The sequence below is a fragment of the Salmonella sp. SG203 genome, from assembly GCF_013350575.1.
Lineage (GTDB): Bacteria > Pseudomonadota > Gammaproteobacteria > Enterobacterales > Enterobacteriaceae > Salmonella > Salmonella enterica.
Window position 1 is genome coordinate 1 of sequence record NZ_SNMT01000043.1, and the last position, 17,419, is coordinate 17,419.

Here is a 17,419-nt window from a genome sequence, read left to right on the forward strand (position 1 = left end):
TGCGCAAGCTGCTGACTATCCTGAATGCGATGCTCAGAAAGAACGAAGAATGGAATGAATCGTATCATCACGTTGCTCCATAAAAATAACGTTCAAGACAGTTGCTTATTCAGGCGTTCGCCTCGCCAGCCATAAGCCGCCAGTCGCTTACGGATTCGTGCAATTGGAAAACGTTTATCGGAGTGACGGGGGAAGAGTAACGTCCCGTCCTCATTTCGTTTGACGCCAAACATATCCAGAGACTGTTCGATCACTACTGTTCGCATGGGGAAAAGCTCATGCATTGTTTTCATCATATTTTCCATTCCAGACTCCTGAATTAATACCTGCAACTGTCAGACCAGCCAGAGAGCAGCGTTATCTCCCTGCGCCATCATTCATTTCACACTGGAGCTCACGCCAGTATCCGGCAATATTGTTTACCACCCGAGCCGTCATAACGGCGTCAGTAACGGCGGAATGTGCCTCCCCGGCCCAGCTCAGCCCAGCCTGACTGACAGCGCCGGAAAGCGATATGGTACCGTAACGATTGGTGGGGCCGTAATACCCCGCTGCAAGTCGCATGGCGCAGTACACCGTCAGAGAGTCCAGCCAGCTGGCACGGTCGTTATGCGCTGCCGCTGTCTGCTTCAGAATCCGCGTATCAAACTCAGCATTGAAAATAACCAGCGGGTGCCGGCCGATATGGTGCTGCAGCTGCTGCGCAATATCGGGCCAAAATGGCGCACTGACCAGATCATCGTCACTGATACCGTGTACTGCAATTGCTGCCGGATCGATGTCGACAGTGGGTTTAAGGCGGGTCTCAAATATCCTCTCACCGCGGGCATTCACCAGACCGATTTCCAGCGCCTGCGCGCCGGCATCAAGTCCGGTCGTTTCAGTATCGAGGAAGACGGGGTCCAGCGCTAACCAGGTATGTGCCAGCATGGCGAACCTGCCACGCTCACTCTTCATCCGGGCCTGAAGGCCCAGACGTGTGCTGGCCAGCCGCTGTTTTTCTGTCTGAGGGCGTTTCGCCCGCATCGGTACGCAGTCAGCCAGCCGCCATACGCCGTATTTCCCGCCGTAAGGACTTTTGTACATTCTGAGCGGTTCAGCACCGGGGGCTGGCTTCATCCTGAACTCATCCCGAAGCCGCCCTTTGGTGTAGCATTTTTCCTCCGCCCGGGGCGCTTCATCACAGGCGTCTGAATTGTCATCATCACGCATTCTGGTCACCGGTCTGTTTATTGCCTGAAAGCGCCGCCATCAGTGACTGGTTCTGACGCTTCAGGGATTCAGCCTCACCGCGCAGTGCCGCGACCGTTTCTTTCTCCCCCATCGTCTCCAGACGGGCATCATCACGCTGATTTTCCAGCTGCGTGCAGCGATCTGTCAAACTGGCTATTTCACTGCCCATTCGCACCAGTTGCTCCGAGGAGGCTTTTTCCTGCGATTCCAGCCTTGCTGTGAGGCTGCTGACTCTGTCACGCTCAAGCGCAAGCTCCCCGGCGCGCGCCTGTGCATCAGCGACGGCCTGCTCGAGGCGCTGCTGCAGTGTCTCGCGGGTGGCCTGATGCTGCTGACGTTCTGCGGCCAGCGCATTTTCCTGCGATTCAAGACGGGTAAGTAGAGAATTGACTTTATCGCGTTCAGACTTCAGTTCTTCTGTACGCGCATTAGCTTCGGCAGAAATTTGCTCCAGTCGTTTCTGCAGGTCTTCCCGTGTGGCTTTGTGTTGTGCCTGTTCCTTACTCAGTGCATCCTGCAGGCTTGTCTTCTGCTCCAGGTGACGTTCCTCGCGCAGCCGGGCATTATCTTCAGCGGCCGCAAGACGCTCTTTCAGCTGGGCCATCTCCACATCCTGTTGCTGACGCAGTGAACGTTCTGATTCCAGCGCCAGCGTCAGCCGGTCATATCCGTCCTGCAGTTCATCCAGTTTTTCTTCCAGGTCGTTGACCGTCTGTGCAGCGTCGGCCAGCTCCCGCTCTGCCTGTGCGGTCTGTTCACCGGCAGCGCGCGTGACTTCCGCAACGCGGCGTTCTGCAGCCCGGACAGCCTTGTCATTCAGTTCGGTCGCCAGCTGGGTGATGCGTTCGGACAGCGCGGCTGAGACGGCCTTCACTTCTTCAGCCACCTCCACGGGGAGCTCGGCAAAGGGTTCAGTGACGACCGTGCTCTGTGATGCCTGGTATTCGTCCCATATCTGGCGGAGACGTGTCGGATTGCCGCCCCCCACCTGGTTACGCAGCGCGAACCCGGTGATATTCCGTCCTTCAGCCTGCAGGGCCAGCCCTGCTTCAATAATCTGTTCTGGTTCGTATGTCGCCGGACGCATCTGTCAGTCTCCACATAAAGGGGTATGCTTATATTATACACAAACAAACCAACAAATAAACTAATAAACAAACTAAAGACGTGACAGGGTAGCGAAAAAGGACACCAGGACAGCGCACCGCCGGTCGAATTGCTGGCATAGCATTTCCGGAGCCGGGACGGGATGCACCACAGGTAAGATGCACGCCCCCCCTTGCCGGGTACTGATGTTAATGCTAATGTACGCATACGTTAGAATTAACCAGAGACAGACATGCCGCAGGATGAATCAGTCGTCGAACGGGCCAGGGAATACTTTTTCAGGCACCACCGGTATACAGAGGAAGACCTGGCAGCTGACTACCAGGCAGAACTGCGTAAATACAGGGATGACACATGGGAAGCACCGCAACGGGCGGCCAGACTCAGTGCGGCCGTCAAACGCTACAAAACGTATGAAATGCTGTACTTCTTCTTCGAAATCGCTGATGAGTCCGGTCTGGACTACACGCCGCTCGTGGTGAGACGTCTGTGCTTTCATCTTTTCGACAGACAGGGAAGCCAGAACATTATTGTCGATATCTTTGGCCAGAAGGGACGCATGCACCGCAGCCATGACAGTGCTCCTGACATTATCGCGGCCGTTGCGGCGCAGTACAGCCAGCAGGCGAAGGACCACTGGCAGGGCGTCCTGAAAAATATTGACAGGGTGAAGCGGGATTACCGCAAAAAACAGAATAACCGGAAAAATAAGAGTGATTAAATATCATATTTAATGCTAATGTACGCATACGTCAGCATTATCGCATTCAAAAATAACCCTGTACGCAGGCACTTCCCTCAGCGCATGGCCCGGGAATAATGCTTCTCAGCAAAGCGGTGCCGGCGGTAAAAGTTTTGCCCGTTACCGCAGATAAGAACAGGGTAGATCTCATCAAGCCCCCCGACAGGGTCATTGCGCTGGCGGTTCATGACTTGCGCAAACCGGAGGGACTTTAATTGCCACGGACCGGATACCTTCGGCAACCCGTTCCGGCATTTTCGCAAAACGGTACAAACCTGGACGTTGCTCACAGAGTTGATTAATTTCATCGTCGGTTACTATTTCCATCATCCGGTAAAAGAGTGGAAGCTGGTCTGCAACGTCCATAAGAAACGCCAGAGGTGCCACATTCGCATCTGTTTCCTGAGCCAACAAGTCCGGTAATTCGGCAGTGGCGTGAAGGTCCCGGAGGCGTAACATGCCCTCTGCTCACTTCTGCACAGCGGTCAGCGCACCTTGCGCTTCGCCAGTCTTTCACCACCATCAGGCTGGACAGGGGGCCCCGGGCTGGCTGCTGAGCATGCCCGGCACACTACAGAGAGACCTCAATTATGCGGTCATACATACCGGATACCCCCATACTTTGCCACAGTACTGGTACATCGCGAATGGTCGGAGGTCAATCATGCACTTCTTTCGTCAGTCCGCTGAGATGGAGTCTGTTCTGCCTGTTGTTCTCCGTTACCAGAACCAATCTTTCTGGCCAGTATGGAGGCACATATAAAACCACAAAGACTGAAGACTGACATGATGTAAAATACATATCTGAACCCATCCATTCCCGGATAGGTGTCCAGTAAATGCCCGTACAGTGCAAATCCGAACATAGACGGGAGGTAACCAATCAGGCATCCTACCGCCATAGCTGAACCGGCAAACGCCCGGGGTGTATTAATCTCCTCCATTGGCGCAAAGAAAACAGCGCGCTGAGTAAAAATAATAGCCCCCACACTCAGAGTTATCAGCATTCCCAGATAAACATTTATTGACTGATGTGGCAATAAAGTAAAAATGAAAATATAAACTGCAGCAAGTATAAATGTGAACCGGAGATACTTTGTTGGAGATTTAAATATCTTATCCGTAATCAGCCCACCAACTGGTCCCCCCACCATTTTCAGACCGTACTGATTGATAATTCCATATGCTCCGACAAGCGCTACAGGCAATCCATAAATTTCTTTGAGAAAAGGAATGAAATAAGTGAGGCCAGTGTAGGTGGAATAGACAAAAAATATAACAAATGCTGCCAGCCAGGTTTTACTGTCTCTGACAACATATTTTATCCCTTCAAAAATTAATTTATTGGCATTATTCTTCCCTGCCGTATTGTTAATGCTGTCTGAATCATCCAGCAGGAACCAGGTAATAATCCCCACAATTGCTGTGACGAGGGTATAATAAATAATACCCGCCTGCATCCCTTCCTTTCCTTCGCCAAACCAGACAAAAACCCCCAAAGCGCCTGATGCAATAATAACATCCACCACACCTCTTCCTGCTTCCAGGAAACCAAAAAGACGTCCCTGTTCTTCTTTATTCCCTAACAGCCTTACCGCCTTCAGTAGCGAAGGCCAGTAAATCACCTCCCCGAAAATAGCCAGAAATGCAAAAGCGATCACATAACCACTGAATGAAGGAAGCGAACTCAGGTAAAGTCCGCAGGCAGCCACCCCCAGTAATCCAGTGGGAAGAAGATATTTTTTAGAAAAACGATCTGTAAGATACATTGACAGGAAGTACCCCAGAGTCTGGGCTATAGCATAAAATGTAAAACCGAGTCCTATCTGCGTATTTGTCAGTCCCCAGTCATGCTGCATGGGAACATAAAAAACATCCTTTATACTTGAAATTTTATAAATTGTACCGCCACCAAGTATCAGGAAAGAAAGCTGAACCCATTTATTAACATGAGTCCTCTCTTTTACTTTTGAACTGGCCATAATTTTTATCCTGTATGCTGTGTCACTGTCTGATTTTTACTGACTGACAATTGCTTCTATTTCAACAAGCGCGTCCCTGGGTAACCGGCATACCTCAATACAGGAACGGGCAGGAAACTGACCATTAAAAAATGACGCATAGACCTCATTAAATTCCGGGAACTCATTCATTTTACGGATGAAACAGGTTGTCTTGACTATATGACTGAATGTCAACCCGTCAGTGTTCAGGACAGCCTGCAGATTCATCATTACTCTCCGGGTTTGTTCTTTTATTCCCCCCGGACAGAGCGTGTTTGTTTCCGGTTCAAGCGGAATACAACCGGAGACAAAAATGAATCCATTTGCTTTAACGGCCTGTACATAGGGTCCCACTGCCGCGGGGGCATCAGATGAGTTAATTATCACATTCATGTTTATTCTCCACAATATTTACTTCTTAAAATTTTTACTGCCTGTGCTGACTGACTCACACAATTACGCTGGGCATTGATAAGAAGTTTTAGTGCTTCATCTGATATCTGATGGGGATAATAGTAATCAAGGGGTTTTATAATATCTGTCGGAAATGGAGGTGGTTTTATTTTAAAAGCTGCAGAGAAATCGCTGACACCCCCGGTCCCCCTGACTCTGTCAAATGTTGAAGAGTAAGGAAAACAGGTTTCAATATTAATACGGGTTACCATGGAATCTTCAACCAGAATCCTGAAACACTCTTCTGTATCAATACTTCCCTCTCCGACAGGAACCCCTGTGACAACAGGAGTATCATCATGGAGACAAATAATATGATCCTTAAAATGCGTGGAAACGGTATAGGGCGCCAGCTTTCTTACCGCTTCAACAGGATCTTCCCATGCCATCATTGCATTCCCGATATCACAGTGAGCACCAACCCAGCTACTGTCAATTTCTTTGATAATATCTATTATTTCATCACTGGTTTCATATTCATGATTTTCAATTCCCAGTTTAATCCTGTATTTTTTCAGTAAAGGAACAACTGAGTTTATATCCTCCACAGCCTGATTCATTGATTTCTGACTGTATTCTCCTTTATTAATATAAGTCCGGATAACATCTGCATTCAGTTTATGAGCAATACGCAGTGCCCTCTCCAGTAATGTCGGTTCTGTCAGTCTTGTATCAATTTCACAGTACAGACCATAATACTCAATAGCCTGCCGGACTCTCCGTAAGTAAACATCATCATCACCATCCAGACATCCCAGTTCAGGATGGAGGTTGTGATCCGGGATAATATTTATTTCCACGCCATCAAGCCCCAGCTCCCATGTATACCGGATAAAATCAAAAATATTCATCAGGCCATTCTGGAAAAGGAGATGGCAGGACTCAGTTTCGAGACCTATTTTCATAAAACCTCCCTGACATTCAGGATTTATTTTTGTTAACGTAAGAGACAAATCTAAGAATTGTGAGTTTTATTCTTAAAGTTTCTGAGATGTAAATATACCGTATGTCTGGATATATTCAGCATACCGGCAATGATGATTACGGCATCTTTTAATTCAAAGAGCCCCTGTTCATGTAGCTTTAAAATTATTTTCCGGTTTCTGGCGGACGGACTGACAGCAGGATCGTTCATGATATCATTACGTACAGCCGTCACTGTTTCTTTCACCAGTTCATCCACACTCTGAGCAAACACTTCATCCTGTTGTTTCCTTTCATCAATCTGGGGAGGCAGCAACTCCTGCATGAACTGACATAATGAAATGTCAATATCAAGGTTGACACACAGCAATCCTATCACCTCACCCGACCCGCCACGGATCGCACAGGTAATTGAACGCATCCTGTGTCCGTCAGGACTGCGGGTAAAATAAGCTTCGGTTACATCGGTATTTTCCTCCTGAATTCTCTGGAGCATGGTCAGAGCAGTATTTGTAATAGGAGAACCTACACTACGGCCAGTGATATTGCCGTTCACAATGAAAATGACAGAGTGCTGTAAATCTTCCAGGGAGTGCAGAACAGCCTCACACTGTTTCCCCAGTAGTCGTCCCAACATCCCGGCCACTGAACGCCACGACTCCAGTATTCGTTTGTCCGATTCGAGCATATAAGCCAGCCTCTGCCGTATTATCATCAAAAATATCAACTATGATTTTACTTTAATGCTTAAACAAGCATAACAATCAACTATAAGTTGATATATGTACCTGATCACATTTTGAACAACACGCTTTGCAAATGAGGTAATGGCAGGGTGGCAGTTATGTCGGACAGCTGCTGATATTCGTCAGACTGAGTACCTGTCTGTTACGCTACTGAATCTCCTGGTTTTTCAGGAGATAGAAATGTACAAATCTGGTATAGTCTGTAAAATTCAGAATTCAACAGAAAGGAGGCATCATGGCAATATCTTCGCGTAACCAGTTACCAGGAAAAATAAGCTCTGTTGCAGGCGGCGCAGTGAATGATGAAATTGAGCTAACTCTCACCGGCGGCACCAGGCTCGTGGCCATCGTCACCCACAACAGCACAGAAACGCTGGAGCTGAAAGAGGGCAAGGATGTCATCGCGCTGATCAAAGCATCATGGGTGACTCTGGCAACTGAAGACTGCGGACTGAAATTCTCGGCCCGTAACCAGTTTGCCGGTCGGGTTACTCAGGTCATGGAAGGCGCGGTTAACACAACAGTGCACATCTTCACGGACACTGGTTTTGAACTGGTGGCGGCAATCACCAATGAAAGCCAGCATGAGATGAAACTGGCTGTCGACAGCCGTGTCATTGCGTTAATTAAGGCTTCAGCAATCCTGATTGCAACCCGCACATGATACACCGCATCCCTTTCAGCTCAGAAGTTATTCAAAATATTTCACAACCGCCGAGACTGTGAAATTTTCTGTGTAAACGGCTGCAGCATCACTGGGGTACCCGCTCTCCATACATCAGCATAAACTGGCTCATTGCTAACTCGCCTGGTGAATTTTATTTTAAAATCAACAAATTACCATTGATTTTAGTACAAAAAATTTGCGATATCAGACCACAAATAACGACTTTCTGCCACATACAATTCAACAGTTTAGCGCATCATTTCGAACGACTTTTTACTATTTAACTTCCACTATTCCCCAACCCAATAAACTACATCTGTATATCAACCACCAACCAGTTTCTACTGTACTCTGACGCGACAAGCTAACGATTTGACTTCCCCATGCAGCATACGCCATAACATCTCCGTGGCGTCTGGTGGTTTCTCGTCCTCAGTCAGTTATGGGATTCCTACAGGTTCACCGGATGCCACACCCCACCAATGCTTTTAGTTAACACGCTAATATGTGATTCGAGTCAACGTTAAAATCCAGCCAGTTGTGTCATATAATAATTGTTTTAGTGTGAAAGCGAGAGTCCGCTACTATATAACAATGACTTTGACGACTTACGTTATGCTGGGGGCTTGAGAACAGCCCCTTCTTTTTTTGTTGACATTTACCCGCTGCATACGTGAAAAACATTTCAGGCACCTGGTTTACCACTCAGAGAGCACCTACAGGTGCCGGACATCTATCCATATTGCAACAGGGGGCTTTGAAAGCGGCACCATTTTTTTATCCTGTACTTTATTCCAAAGTATTAATTATGAAAGTTGTTGTACGCTCAATACTTCTCATTTCTGCCATGATCGTGTTCACTTTCAAACGTGCAGATGTCGCCAACAGACCTGATTATGTTGAAGAAGATTCCGTTTTTTAAAAAGTCAGGATACCTGTCCGAAATCCTTCCGTTCCTGATTTTTAGATGGTTGATGCCTGCAGTTCAGGTCGTCTGTATTGTGGTTGTCCTGGTTGGTACGTTTGACATCATACTCCACAATGTCGGGGAGTCCAGGGAAGGTTCGCTGGGCACATTCAGCAAAAGCGAATAATCAATATTGACTTCTGTTATCTGAATACATAACAAATAAATCCTGCCAATAACAAAACAACAACAAACATCGAGTGATTATAACAATCATTATAATCACATAACCGTATTGTGACGCCTGCAAGGATGATCTGAGCCTCCTTCCACTGCGCTCATGGGCGTCACTCCCCTGTCTGTATAGGGTGCCCTGTGTTCGAAATAATTATTATTATGATATCGCTTGTTATTATAATCGATTTCTGAATACTGAATATCAGAAGATGTGAAATCTATCAAGGTTTTTTATAATCTGGTTATGAAATAAATATACGGCGAAGATGTGAAATAACCTCATACCTATAAAACATAACCAGTTGCCTTTATCGATAACGGGTACCTAAAGTACCCGTTCTTTTTAACAATAGCCGTTTTTGGTACACTCTCCTCTCAAACAGCCGCACCTACCGCCCAATACACTTAAACTGTAGGCATAAATGTCCAGGATATGAGGGGATGATGGCAAGGTCGGTAACGAATCTTGTTGGCATTTCGATCACGTCGCTGTTGTCGTCGCTTAACTAAAACCCGAAGAGGTTGTGTACGCGCCACAGATAATAGCCCGGCATTTTCAGAATTGCAGGGGTTGTGAAACGTCTCATAGTTTTTCACTCACTATGTATGAAATAAAGATACTGAACTTCCTTGTCTCTATGTAACTGTTATTTTGGGGTCTGATGGCCCCATTTTTTATGTTTTCTCCTTTGTGTAATCGACTACATGTTTCACCCAGACAACCTTATTTTTTTATTGACATTTATTACCTGCCTACGCAAGTAAATATGAACAAAGAGCACTATAAAGTGCCAGTCATAATCCTGCCCCTGTCGGGGCTCCACAAGCAGCCCCACTTTTTTGCGTAATACCATAGTTATCCTGACAGAACAATATTTTTGATAATGCTTTAAATCTCTCCGCGTTCTGTTGCGATTCGTTATAATTTCTGTCATAAATGGATAGTGACGCCCGAATACACGACCCAACGTGTTCCAGGTAATCTTTCACGTTGTCGGGTGTCACACCTATCACTTAATCTCATAAGACCAATACATTTTTCTGGCTTGACCTGCATCTGCTGAGTATGAAAAAACAGTGCTGATATCAGTACACCTTCCCTGTACGGATATCGTTAATATTATTTTCGTAGATATTTTTGATGGGGGTGTGATCCGACGCCCCTCTTTTTTTGGTGGGTTCATGAGTAAAACAATACTTATTATGTTGGGGACTGGTGTTATATTTTTGTTTGTCATTATTTTGATAGCTGTGCTTGATCTCTCCACCAGAAAGCTGCATAAATAGCCTGTAGTGTCTGGCGAAGTATCATTCCTCTGGTAGGGGGTAGAATACGCATAGCAATGCCAGGCACTACACTTCACACTACCTTTATGCTATTCCCATACTTCCCTCGCCCAAACAGCCTTACCGCCCAATACATCACCGTCCGTTTCCATTTCGGCACACCCGGCACCGTCATTCCGTCCAGGAATATCCGATCGACTTCCCGCTTCGTGCGTAGCGCGTTGTCGTACAGGTAATCATGGATGATCGCTGCTTTAGCATATCGCCCGTCAGGCGGCATCAGTGACCAGAATATGCGCGGCACACTGGCAAGGTCAGTGACAAATCCGGCTGGTACATTGATTACGTCACTGAGGTAAAATTCGAAAGGTTCGTATACGCGCCATAAGTAATGATCCAGCATTTCCAGAATTGCCGGAGTTGTGAAACGACTCATGGTAATTACGACTCTACCTGTATGATAAAAGAAGGGTTTCGACAATCTTTATTTCCTGGATATCTTTTTCGGGTGTTTCGTTGTGCTGCACCCACTTTTTTTAATTCCCTTTCGGCCAGTCAGGTCATGTCAGCCCGGCCAGCCAACCATATAAGACCTTACAGCCTCCAGCATGGTTAGGAATTCCACTTCCGCCTTCATCTGTAACTGGCGCTGGTTTATCTGCATCCCCTTTTCAAACATCGCCTGCTCAATCGCCTCCGCCAGCGCTATCAGTCCGGCGTTATCCATCGGAACAATGTTATTTTCGCCGTCCATCCAGGCACCCCCCTCCGGCAGTGCATTACGTTTTGCCATCACCAGTGAGATACTCATTCTGTCCTGCGTGGACTTGCCGTAATCCCATCTGTGGCCGTTATAGTCAAACAAAATCCTGTGTCTGTATCGGGTACGGTTCGTATTGCCTCCCCTGCCAGGTTAACGGCTCGCCTTTTTCGTTCGCCTCGTTACAGAAGAAGTAACGCTCACCGCCAATCGCGGTTAAATCGAACTCCCACAAATCCGGTCTTGCGGACTGTTCCGCTCTGGTGGTTTCGTTCAGGGTATCCTGGGGTATGTCCTGCATGGTGTTCACCCATAAAAAAGGACGCCATGAGGCGTCCGAAATTAATAATAAAGGAACAAAACATTAAAAGGCTTAAATAAAATGAAAGTTAAGTACTTCGTGGTGCAGACAGAATGAGGGTTAAAAATTCTGTCTGCCTCTGAATTATCAGTTCTGTCAGAACTGATAAACCAGACCTGTAGCCACAATGTCGTCGGTAGGCAGACCTGCCGGATTGTGCTTTTTATTCAGCAGATTGATTTTATAATCAACATATGCGGACATGTTTTTATTAAAGCTATAGGTTGCACCAATATCAGTATATTTCACCAGATCGAAATCACCATATCCGGTGTCCCGAGCCCTGGATTGCAGGTAAGCAACTGAAGGACGCAAACCAAAATCGAACTGATACTGTGCAACAACTTCCCAGTTGTCTGTTTTATTGGTAAACGCACCAGAATCCTTCTCCAATCCACGATCTTTACCAATTCGGCTGTCTTTACCAATAGCAACCCACGTCATATTACGGGTGCGTGCATACATAGCAGCCAGATAAACATTGTTTGCGTCGTATTTCAGACCCGCCGTCCACGCTTCAGCCCGTTTACCATTATTGTAAGTCTCGGACTGCTGTGCATTTGTACGATCTGAGTTAGTATAAGCGGTACCAGCACTGAATCCATCAATGTTATACACCGCAGATAAGCCAAAGCCATCACCATTCTGGCTCTTCACATCTCTGCCATTGTTAGTTTCGTTTGTTCCACCATTTTTACCCTGATATTGCAGGGCAAAATTCAGGCCATCGATTAATCCGAAGAAATCAGTGTTGCGATAGGTCGCCACTCCGTTAGCGCGTCCTGTCATAAAGTTATCAGCGTTTGTATAAGAATCACCACCAAACTCCGGTAACATATCGGTCCAGCCTTCCACGTCGTACAGAACGCCGTAGTTACGACCATAATCGAATGAACCATAATCACCGAATTTCAGTCCAGCAAATGCCAGACGTGTTTTGGACTTATTCGTTGATTCAGGCTGATTTCCCTGAATCTGATATTCCCATTGACCATAACCAGTCAGGTTGTCGTTAATCTGCGTTTCACCTTTGAAGCCTAAACGCATATAGGTCTGGTCGCCGTCCTGCGATTTATCCTTTGAGAAATAATGCAACCCGTCAACCTTCCCATAAAGATCGAGTTTATTTCCGTCTTTATTGTAGATTTCAGCAGCCTGCGCTGTCGTCGCCAACATTACTGCCATTGCTACTGAAGATAATGCCACCACATACTTTTTCATATTTTTATCCTTTGTTATTGAATTATCCACGTCAGATGTTGTCATTAATGGACATGCATATGAAATTGTAGGCAGATAAACAAAAAATAGAGCCTAACCATCTCTAAATGTAAATAATGTTATCAAATTAAGTAAATTAATTAATGTTATCACAAATAAACACTGCTAATAAATTTTCTGGCATATAGATCACATAAAACGAAATTCCCTTATGTAAATATTCCTGCCACAGTGTTCATGCTATTACCTGCTCAAACGTCGCCGTCAGCGTGTCCCACAGGCCGCTAACCTCCTTGCTCCACTCTGCATACTTAAACTTTCTCGTTATGTAGCGATCCGGCGGCAGCCAGATAAACGCCTTATACCCGGCATGTTCCGTCAGGAACTGGTCAATAATATTAATATCGGCTGATTCTGCGCTGAATTTTACGGTGTAGATCCGCAGGTCAGTATTCAGTCATCCGGCGCACGCTGTTCGTATCCGTCCCCGAATTTGACTACTCTGACGCGTGGCGCAACCTTCACCTGCAAGGTCTGGTCTACAGGCCAGTCCAGTGTTTTCATTGATATCCTCACAAATCCGATACCCTAAGTTGACATAATGGCAACTTAGGGTATTATATTTAAACATAGCGAATGGAATAAACTCAATGCACCTTATTTCTATGAAAGCAATCCATGAGGCTGTTCGCAGACACCCTCAGTATAGAAAAGAACTTTTACAGTTCGGCAGAAACATAGAAAAGGGTAACTGTCCGTCACCTGACGCACTGAAAAAAATCTATCCATCACTGGATAATTTTAAATATCTGGATAAGCATTATGTTATTGATATTGCAAATAATCATCTAAGAATTATTGTGATTATTTTTTTCGAAAGTCAGAAATTTTATGTTCGCCACGTATTCAATCATAGTGAGTATGACAGGTTTACTTCCCAACACCGCACAAAGGGGAAAAGATAATGATCGTTGCCGATGCCCTTAAAGCGACTAATGCCCTTATAGCTGCCGTTCCACTTCTTGGGGATAGTCCCGACGATAAGGACTATGAAGAGGCTCTGGAACTTGTCGAACATCTGTTAATGGAAAATCCCTGTAGTCCGTTACTGGATATCGTCTGCGCCCGAATTCGTACCTACGAAGACAATCAGGCTGAAATTGTTACACTTCGGGAAGAAATGAACTCCATTCCTGCGGGTATTGCAATGCTCCGTACACTCATGGATCAGCACGGCCTTACCACTTCTGATTTCCAGAACGAAATCGGGTCCAAATCAATGGTGTCCCGTGTACTGAACGGAAAGCGCAATCTCAGCGTCAACCATATCAAAAAATTGGCATCACGATTTGACCTGTCTCCCGCTTTGTTTATCGACTGACCTCCTGCTACGACGGGTGCGCCGCCAGCATCAGCGCACCACTGCCAGTTTTCCACCAGGCCTCATGGCGTTATCCAGGGTCTGGTTTATCTTTATGCCAATCATGTCACTCATCATTTTTGTCAGTTGCTGGTGATTGCGCTGCGCTGCCGCCTGGTCTTTCTGGTCCGTTCCTCGCTGGTCAATGTGTTGCGTCACGGTGATCTGGATCGGGGGAAGCTGCTGTTTCCCTCCTTTATCAGCCAGACGCACTCCCATGTAACCGCGACTGTCACGCGCCAGCGGGAGAATAGCTTCAGGTCCGGTTTCACCTGCCACACCACCGCCATGAGCAAACTTGAAGAACGTCGGTTTAGTCGGAATTTGACCGCTATACATGCTGAGATCAGGAGAATAAACAGTACCGCCTTTTGCAAAATGAAGGTTTGCCGCTGCCGAAGTATATGCTCCGGATGGTGTACTCCCAGGGGACTAAGACAGACGATTTCAGGTCTCTATGATTCGCTTTCTAAAAATAACGTGAGAACCGACCTTAAAACTTAACAATAACAGATATATTCATTAAAGCATTTGCATCCTGTTCATGAACCCCGGCAGGTACTGAGGGAAACGATGAAGAGGCTATTGCGTATAACAAAGCAGAACAAATTCTCACATCACCACTTTCCACCGATGCAATCTTATTCCTGGCATTAAGTATCGCTGTACATTGCTGACCTTTATATAACGATGGATTGTATATTTTTGATGAAATAATCTGGTTGATTTTCGCTCTATAAGCTGTCTCATCCATATTTTTGTCAGGATTATCATAGTAGCGGACAGAAACTTTGTTAGAGGGTAGACAGGTTATTGATAAAGGCTCGGATATCTCATGTTTTTGCACACATCCTGTTAAAGCCATAATAAACGGTAGCGACATAAGTACTCTCATAATCTCTCTCCTTGACCTTTCGGTCCGTGGTAGTCAATCCTGCTCATTGCGAGTTTCCAGTTCTGGATCGGCATCGTCCATTTTGCCGAGATATTGTGTAGCGCAAGGTACAGCAGTTTCAACACTGATTCATCCGTCGGGAATACCCGCCGTGTCTTCGTGATTTTGCGTAGCGAGCCATTCAGCGACTCTATCGCATTAGTCGTATAGATAGCCTTGCGGATCTCCGGCGCAAAATCAAAAATGACTATCAGTCGTTCCTGGTTGTTTCGCCAGGACTGGCTGATGGTTGGGTACTTATCATCCCATCTGGCGGAGAAAGCCTCCAGCGCGTGCTCTGTTGCTTCCAGATAAATAGCGCGCAGATCTGCGGCCACAGCTTTACGCTCTTTCCAGCCAGCATAACGCAGTGAGTGCCGGACCTGGTGCACCAGACATAGCTGCACCTGCGTCTGCGGATAAACAGCTTCTATGGCTTCAGGAAAGCCTTTGAGACCGTCACAGCAGGCGATGAAAATATCCTGTAATCCGCAGTTTTTAAGTTCGGTCATAACCGACAGCCAGAATTTAGCCCCTTCATTTTTGGCTATCCACAGCCCTGACAGTTCTTTCTCCCCCTGAAGGTTAATCCCCAGGGCCAGATAAACGGACTTGTTGCGTATTACCACTGAGTGAGATCCCCCAATAACATTACCGAAGACCGGCTAATAACACTTAGCAGGATCGCTGAATAACATTTATTAGGATCACTTTTGACCCATTCTGTTATTTGATGATCTGCATCGATGTTACTGATACTGCAAAATGGCATCTGAATCGATCGTGGTTTGGCGAAATCATGATCGGCACCGATGCGCGCACGCACTTTCAATTCAGCCGACGTCCGTTTTTGACACAGCCTGGACACAAAGCGGACGTCAGTACCCTGCAATTCTTCGCTGCTACTTTACCCGGTCTTCCAGACTCAGCCCCGGCACCCTCTCAAACTCCCTCATATTGTTTGTCACCAGCACGGTGCCGGCGGCGATGGCGTGCCCGGCGATCGCCGTGTCGTTCGGGCCGATCGGCGTGCCGGCGAGGCGCAGCGCCACCTTAATCTCCGTGGTCGCATCCACCGCGGCGCGATCCCAGGGCAGGATGGCATCGGGGCGGCCTCACAGAAATGGACAATGCCGCTGAAGGACTGGCGTATGGCGATGAGCCGCTTTATTATCGGGTTCGGTGACCGCCTGGACGGTCACTATTGAGAAAAGGCATTTACACAAAATCCTAAACAAGCTCCTTCAGCAATCCTGATTGCAACCCGCATATGATACACCGCATCCCTTTCAGCTCAGAAGTTATTCAAAATATTTTCACAACCGCCGGATATTACTATAACCAACGACGAACCTGCCGTTCATAATGTTCCCATTCCAGCCCGAAATGTTTTCGCAATTGTTCCTCTTCAAAATCGATATGCAATCTGGCAATTACCAGCATAAAAAGCGGTACCGCCAGTATCCCGGCGAAGCTACCGATGCAGAGAGCAAAGGCCGACTGGAGTCCACTCATTCCAAGATAGATCGGGTTGCGACTCCAGGCGTAACATCCGCCGGTAACAAGCGTGGTCGATTTTTCTGCGTGAAGCGGGTTCAGTGTCGTGCGTTTCATCCACATCTGCCACACGGTATGCAGTATCACCGCCAGACTGGCAATAGCCAGCAATGCGCTTAACGTGGTATTCACCACCCTGAAAGTAAAACGCGGGATCATCGTCGCCGCATCTGCGGCGAGGAATAGTACCAGGATAACTGGTGGCGGAAACCATACTCTTAATTTTCTCAGTAAATTACGCATGGCTACAGGCTGCCCCCGGGCTCCTGGTGATGACACTTACACAGCGATGAATAACCCGTTCAGGATAAATCAACAAATGATGTTTCGCTCACAGCAGGATATCTCCTTTACAAGGTGCATATTACCACTGAGCGAGACCACCCGGTAACATTACCGAAGAATACTTCCGGCTCATGTTATGAGAGCCTGTCGGCGTTTTTATTCCATAAGTTAACCTGCCTGAACACATCAAAATCAGGCAGATATACAAATCCCTGAACAGGTTCTTTTCTGGCCCCTGATTGAGCCGCATTGTAAACAGCGCGCAGAACTGGCTGCCGAAGCGTCACTCTCCGTACTCTTCCAGCCATTCTTTCAGCAGGCTGTACAGCACCGCGCCGGCATACCGTTCTCCCCGGACAGCCTGATGGCTCAATTCCTTTCCTCCCGACAACGACAGCAGTTGCTTCAGCGTCTCCGGGTACACCCGTTCCAGATGCGCCCATGCCTCACGCCGCCATGCCAGGTCCCGCCCCGCTTCCGGCGGCAGCATGAACGGCACCGTGCCACGGCATATCTCCCGCAGCTGACGGCGATGCTCCGGGGAGTCACACCACCGCTTCAGCGCCATCCGGTTC

Annotated in this window: 20 protein-coding genes and 4 pseudogenes; 5 read left to right on the forward strand and 19 right to left on the reverse strand. The window is 47.1% G+C overall.

Annotation, left to right across the window (positions count from 1 at the left end; all coding sequences use genetic code 11):
- Positions 1-95: 95 nt before the first annotated feature.
- The 3 genes and pseudogenes from HV477_RS26855 to HV477_RS26865 all read right to left on the reverse strand — a co-directional run.
- Positions 96-332: pseudogene (locus tag HV477_RS26855) on the reverse strand (hypothetical protein); the annotation flags it as partial.
- A gap of 25 nt (positions 333-357) precedes the next feature.
- Positions 358-1,119 carry a 3'-5' exonuclease gene (locus tag HV477_RS26860; RefSeq protein ID WP_175065659.1) on the reverse strand — a complete coding sequence of 254 codons (762 nt, stop codon included), beginning with the start codon at positions 1,117-1,119 and terminating at the stop codon, positions 358-360.
- 85 nt (positions 1,120-1,204) lie between these two features.
- The gene (locus tag HV477_RS26865; RefSeq protein WP_175065641.1) at positions 1,205-2,320 is read right to left on the reverse strand and encodes a DNA-binding protein; all 1,116 of its coding nucleotides are present in this window, start codon (positions 2,318-2,320) and stop codon (positions 1,205-1,207) included.
- 252 nt (positions 2,321-2,572) lie between these two features.
- On the opposite strand from HV477_RS26865, the gene HV477_RS26870 reads away from it, so the two are divergent.
- Positions 2,573-3,061 (forward strand): cytoplasmic protein, encoded by a 489-nt coding sequence (locus HV477_RS26870; protein ID WP_175065642.1) that lies wholly within the window; start codon positions 2,573-2,575, stop codon positions 3,059-3,061.
- A 189-nt stretch (positions 3,062-3,250) separates the two neighbouring features.
- Here HV477_RS26870 and HV477_RS26875 read toward each other — a convergent pair whose 3' ends face one another.
- The 5 genes from HV477_RS26875 to HV477_RS26895 form a co-directional block, all read right to left on the reverse strand.
- The gene (locus tag HV477_RS26875; protein WP_175065643.1) at positions 3,251-3,541 is read right to left on the reverse strand and encodes a hypothetical protein; all 291 of its coding nucleotides are present in this window, start codon (positions 3,539-3,541) and stop codon (positions 3,251-3,253) included.
- 203 nt (positions 3,542-3,744) lie between these two features.
- Positions 3,745-5,064, reverse strand: coding sequence for an MFS transporter (locus HV477_RS26880; RefSeq protein ID WP_175065644.1), 1,320 nt, complete (start codon positions 5,062-5,064; stop codon positions 3,745-3,747).
- Between the two features lie 36 nt (positions 5,065-5,100).
- On the reverse strand, positions 5,101-5,472 hold the full coding sequence (locus tag HV477_RS26885; RefSeq protein WP_309224892.1) for a RidA family protein: 372 nt from the start codon (positions 5,470-5,472) through the stop codon (positions 5,101-5,103).
- An 8-nt stretch (positions 5,473-5,480) separates the two neighbouring features.
- Entirely contained in the window at positions 5,481-6,443 is a 963-nt protein-coding gene (locus HV477_RS26890; protein WP_175065646.1) for a sugar phosphate isomerase/epimerase, read from the reverse strand.
- Between the two features lie 50 nt (positions 6,444-6,493).
- Complete coding sequence (locus tag HV477_RS26895) at positions 6,494-7,150, reverse strand: transcriptional regulator (protein WP_175065647.1); 657 nt, start codon at positions 7,148-7,150, stop codon at positions 6,494-6,496.
- Between the two features lie 293 nt (positions 7,151-7,443).
- Here HV477_RS26895 and HV477_RS26900 point away from each other — a divergent pair, with 293 nt between their 5' ends.
- The gene (locus tag HV477_RS26900; RefSeq protein WP_175065648.1) at positions 7,444-7,872 is read left to right on the forward strand and encodes a molybdopterin-binding protein; all 429 of its coding nucleotides are present in this window, start codon (positions 7,444-7,446) and stop codon (positions 7,870-7,872) included.
- A gap of 676 nt (positions 7,873-8,548) precedes the next feature.
- Positions 8,549-8,797 carry a hypothetical protein gene (locus HV477_RS26905; protein WP_175065649.1) on the forward strand — a complete coding sequence of 83 codons (249 nt, stop codon included), beginning with the start codon at positions 8,549-8,551 and terminating at the stop codon, positions 8,795-8,797.
- 1,582 nt (positions 8,798-10,379) lie between these two features.
- Here the strand turns inward: HV477_RS26905 and HV477_RS26910 are convergent.
- From HV477_RS26910 to HV477_RS29165, 5 genes and pseudogenes are all read right to left on the reverse strand, one after another.
- Complete coding sequence (locus HV477_RS26910; RefSeq protein WP_175065650.1) at positions 10,380-10,742, reverse strand: DUF1353 domain-containing protein; 363 nt, start codon at positions 10,740-10,742, stop codon at positions 10,380-10,382.
- A gap of 129 nt (positions 10,743-10,871) precedes the next feature.
- A complete protein-coding gene (locus HV477_RS26915; protein ID WP_375372888.1) occupies positions 10,872-11,117 on the reverse strand; it encodes a DUF4376 domain-containing protein in 246 nt (81 codons plus the stop codon).
- Between the two features lie 52 nt (positions 11,118-11,169).
- Positions 11,170-11,367: pseudogene (locus HV477_RS26920) on the reverse strand (phage minor tail protein L); the annotation flags it as partial.
- A 156-nt stretch (positions 11,368-11,523) separates the two neighbouring features.
- On the reverse strand, positions 11,524-12,648 hold the full coding sequence (gene ompC, locus HV477_RS26925; RefSeq protein ID WP_175065651.1) for a porin OmpC: 1,125 nt from the start codon (positions 12,646-12,648) through the stop codon (positions 11,524-11,526).
- A 235-nt stretch (positions 12,649-12,883) separates the two neighbouring features.
- The gene (locus tag HV477_RS29165; RefSeq protein WP_175065660.1) at positions 12,884-13,105 is read right to left on the reverse strand and encodes a phage tail protein; all 222 of its coding nucleotides are present in this window, start codon (positions 13,103-13,105) and stop codon (positions 12,884-12,886) included.
- A gap of 193 nt (positions 13,106-13,298) precedes the next feature.
- Between HV477_RS29165 and HV477_RS26940 the strand changes: the two genes are divergently transcribed.
- Together HV477_RS26940 and HV477_RS26945 are read left to right on the forward strand one after the other, a co-directional pair.
- Positions 13,299-13,613: a type II toxin-antitoxin system HigB family toxin gene (locus HV477_RS26940; protein ID WP_175065653.1), complete on the forward strand. Its 315-nt coding sequence runs from the start codon at positions 13,299-13,301 to the stop codon at positions 13,611-13,613.
- Positions 13,613-14,029 (forward strand): type II toxin-antitoxin system HigA family antitoxin, encoded by a 417-nt coding sequence (locus HV477_RS26945; RefSeq protein WP_175065654.1) that lies wholly within the window; start codon positions 13,613-13,615, stop codon positions 14,027-14,029. Before HV477_RS26940 ends, HV477_RS26945 begins: the two co-directional genes overlap by 1 nt.
- Positions 14,030-14,059: 30 nt before the next feature.
- Here the strand turns inward: HV477_RS26945 and HV477_RS26950 are convergent, their stop codons facing one another.
- From HV477_RS26950 to HV477_RS26975, 6 genes and pseudogenes are all read right to left on the reverse strand, one after another.
- A complete protein-coding gene (locus tag HV477_RS26950) occupies positions 14,060-14,407 on the reverse strand; it encodes a phage tail tape measure protein (protein WP_175065655.1) in 348 nt (115 codons plus the stop codon).
- 154 nt (positions 14,408-14,561) lie between these two features.
- On the reverse strand, positions 14,562-14,963 hold the full coding sequence (locus HV477_RS26955) for a cell envelope integrity TolA C-terminal domain-containing protein (protein WP_175065656.1): 402 nt from the start codon (positions 14,961-14,963) through the stop codon (positions 14,562-14,564).
- A pseudogene (locus HV477_RS26960) lies at positions 14,960-15,625 on the reverse strand (IS256 family transposase); the annotation flags it as partial. The gene HV477_RS26955 and the pseudogene HV477_RS26960, both read right to left, overlap by 4 nt.
- Positions 15,626-15,904: 279 nt before the next feature.
- Positions 15,905-16,114: pseudogene (locus HV477_RS26965) on the reverse strand (VapC toxin family PIN domain ribonuclease); the annotation flags it as partial.
- Positions 16,115-16,337: 223 nt separating this feature from the next.
- The gene (locus tag HV477_RS26970) at positions 16,338-16,802 is read right to left on the reverse strand and encodes an isoprenylcysteine carboxylmethyltransferase family protein (protein WP_175065657.1); all 465 of its coding nucleotides are present in this window, start codon (positions 16,800-16,802) and stop codon (positions 16,338-16,340) included.
- Between the two features lie 325 nt (positions 16,803-17,127).
- Positions 17,128-17,419, reverse strand: a 292-nt coding sequence (locus tag HV477_RS26975) for a hypothetical protein (RefSeq protein ID WP_217487898.1), incomplete at its 5' end; no start/stop codon positions are given.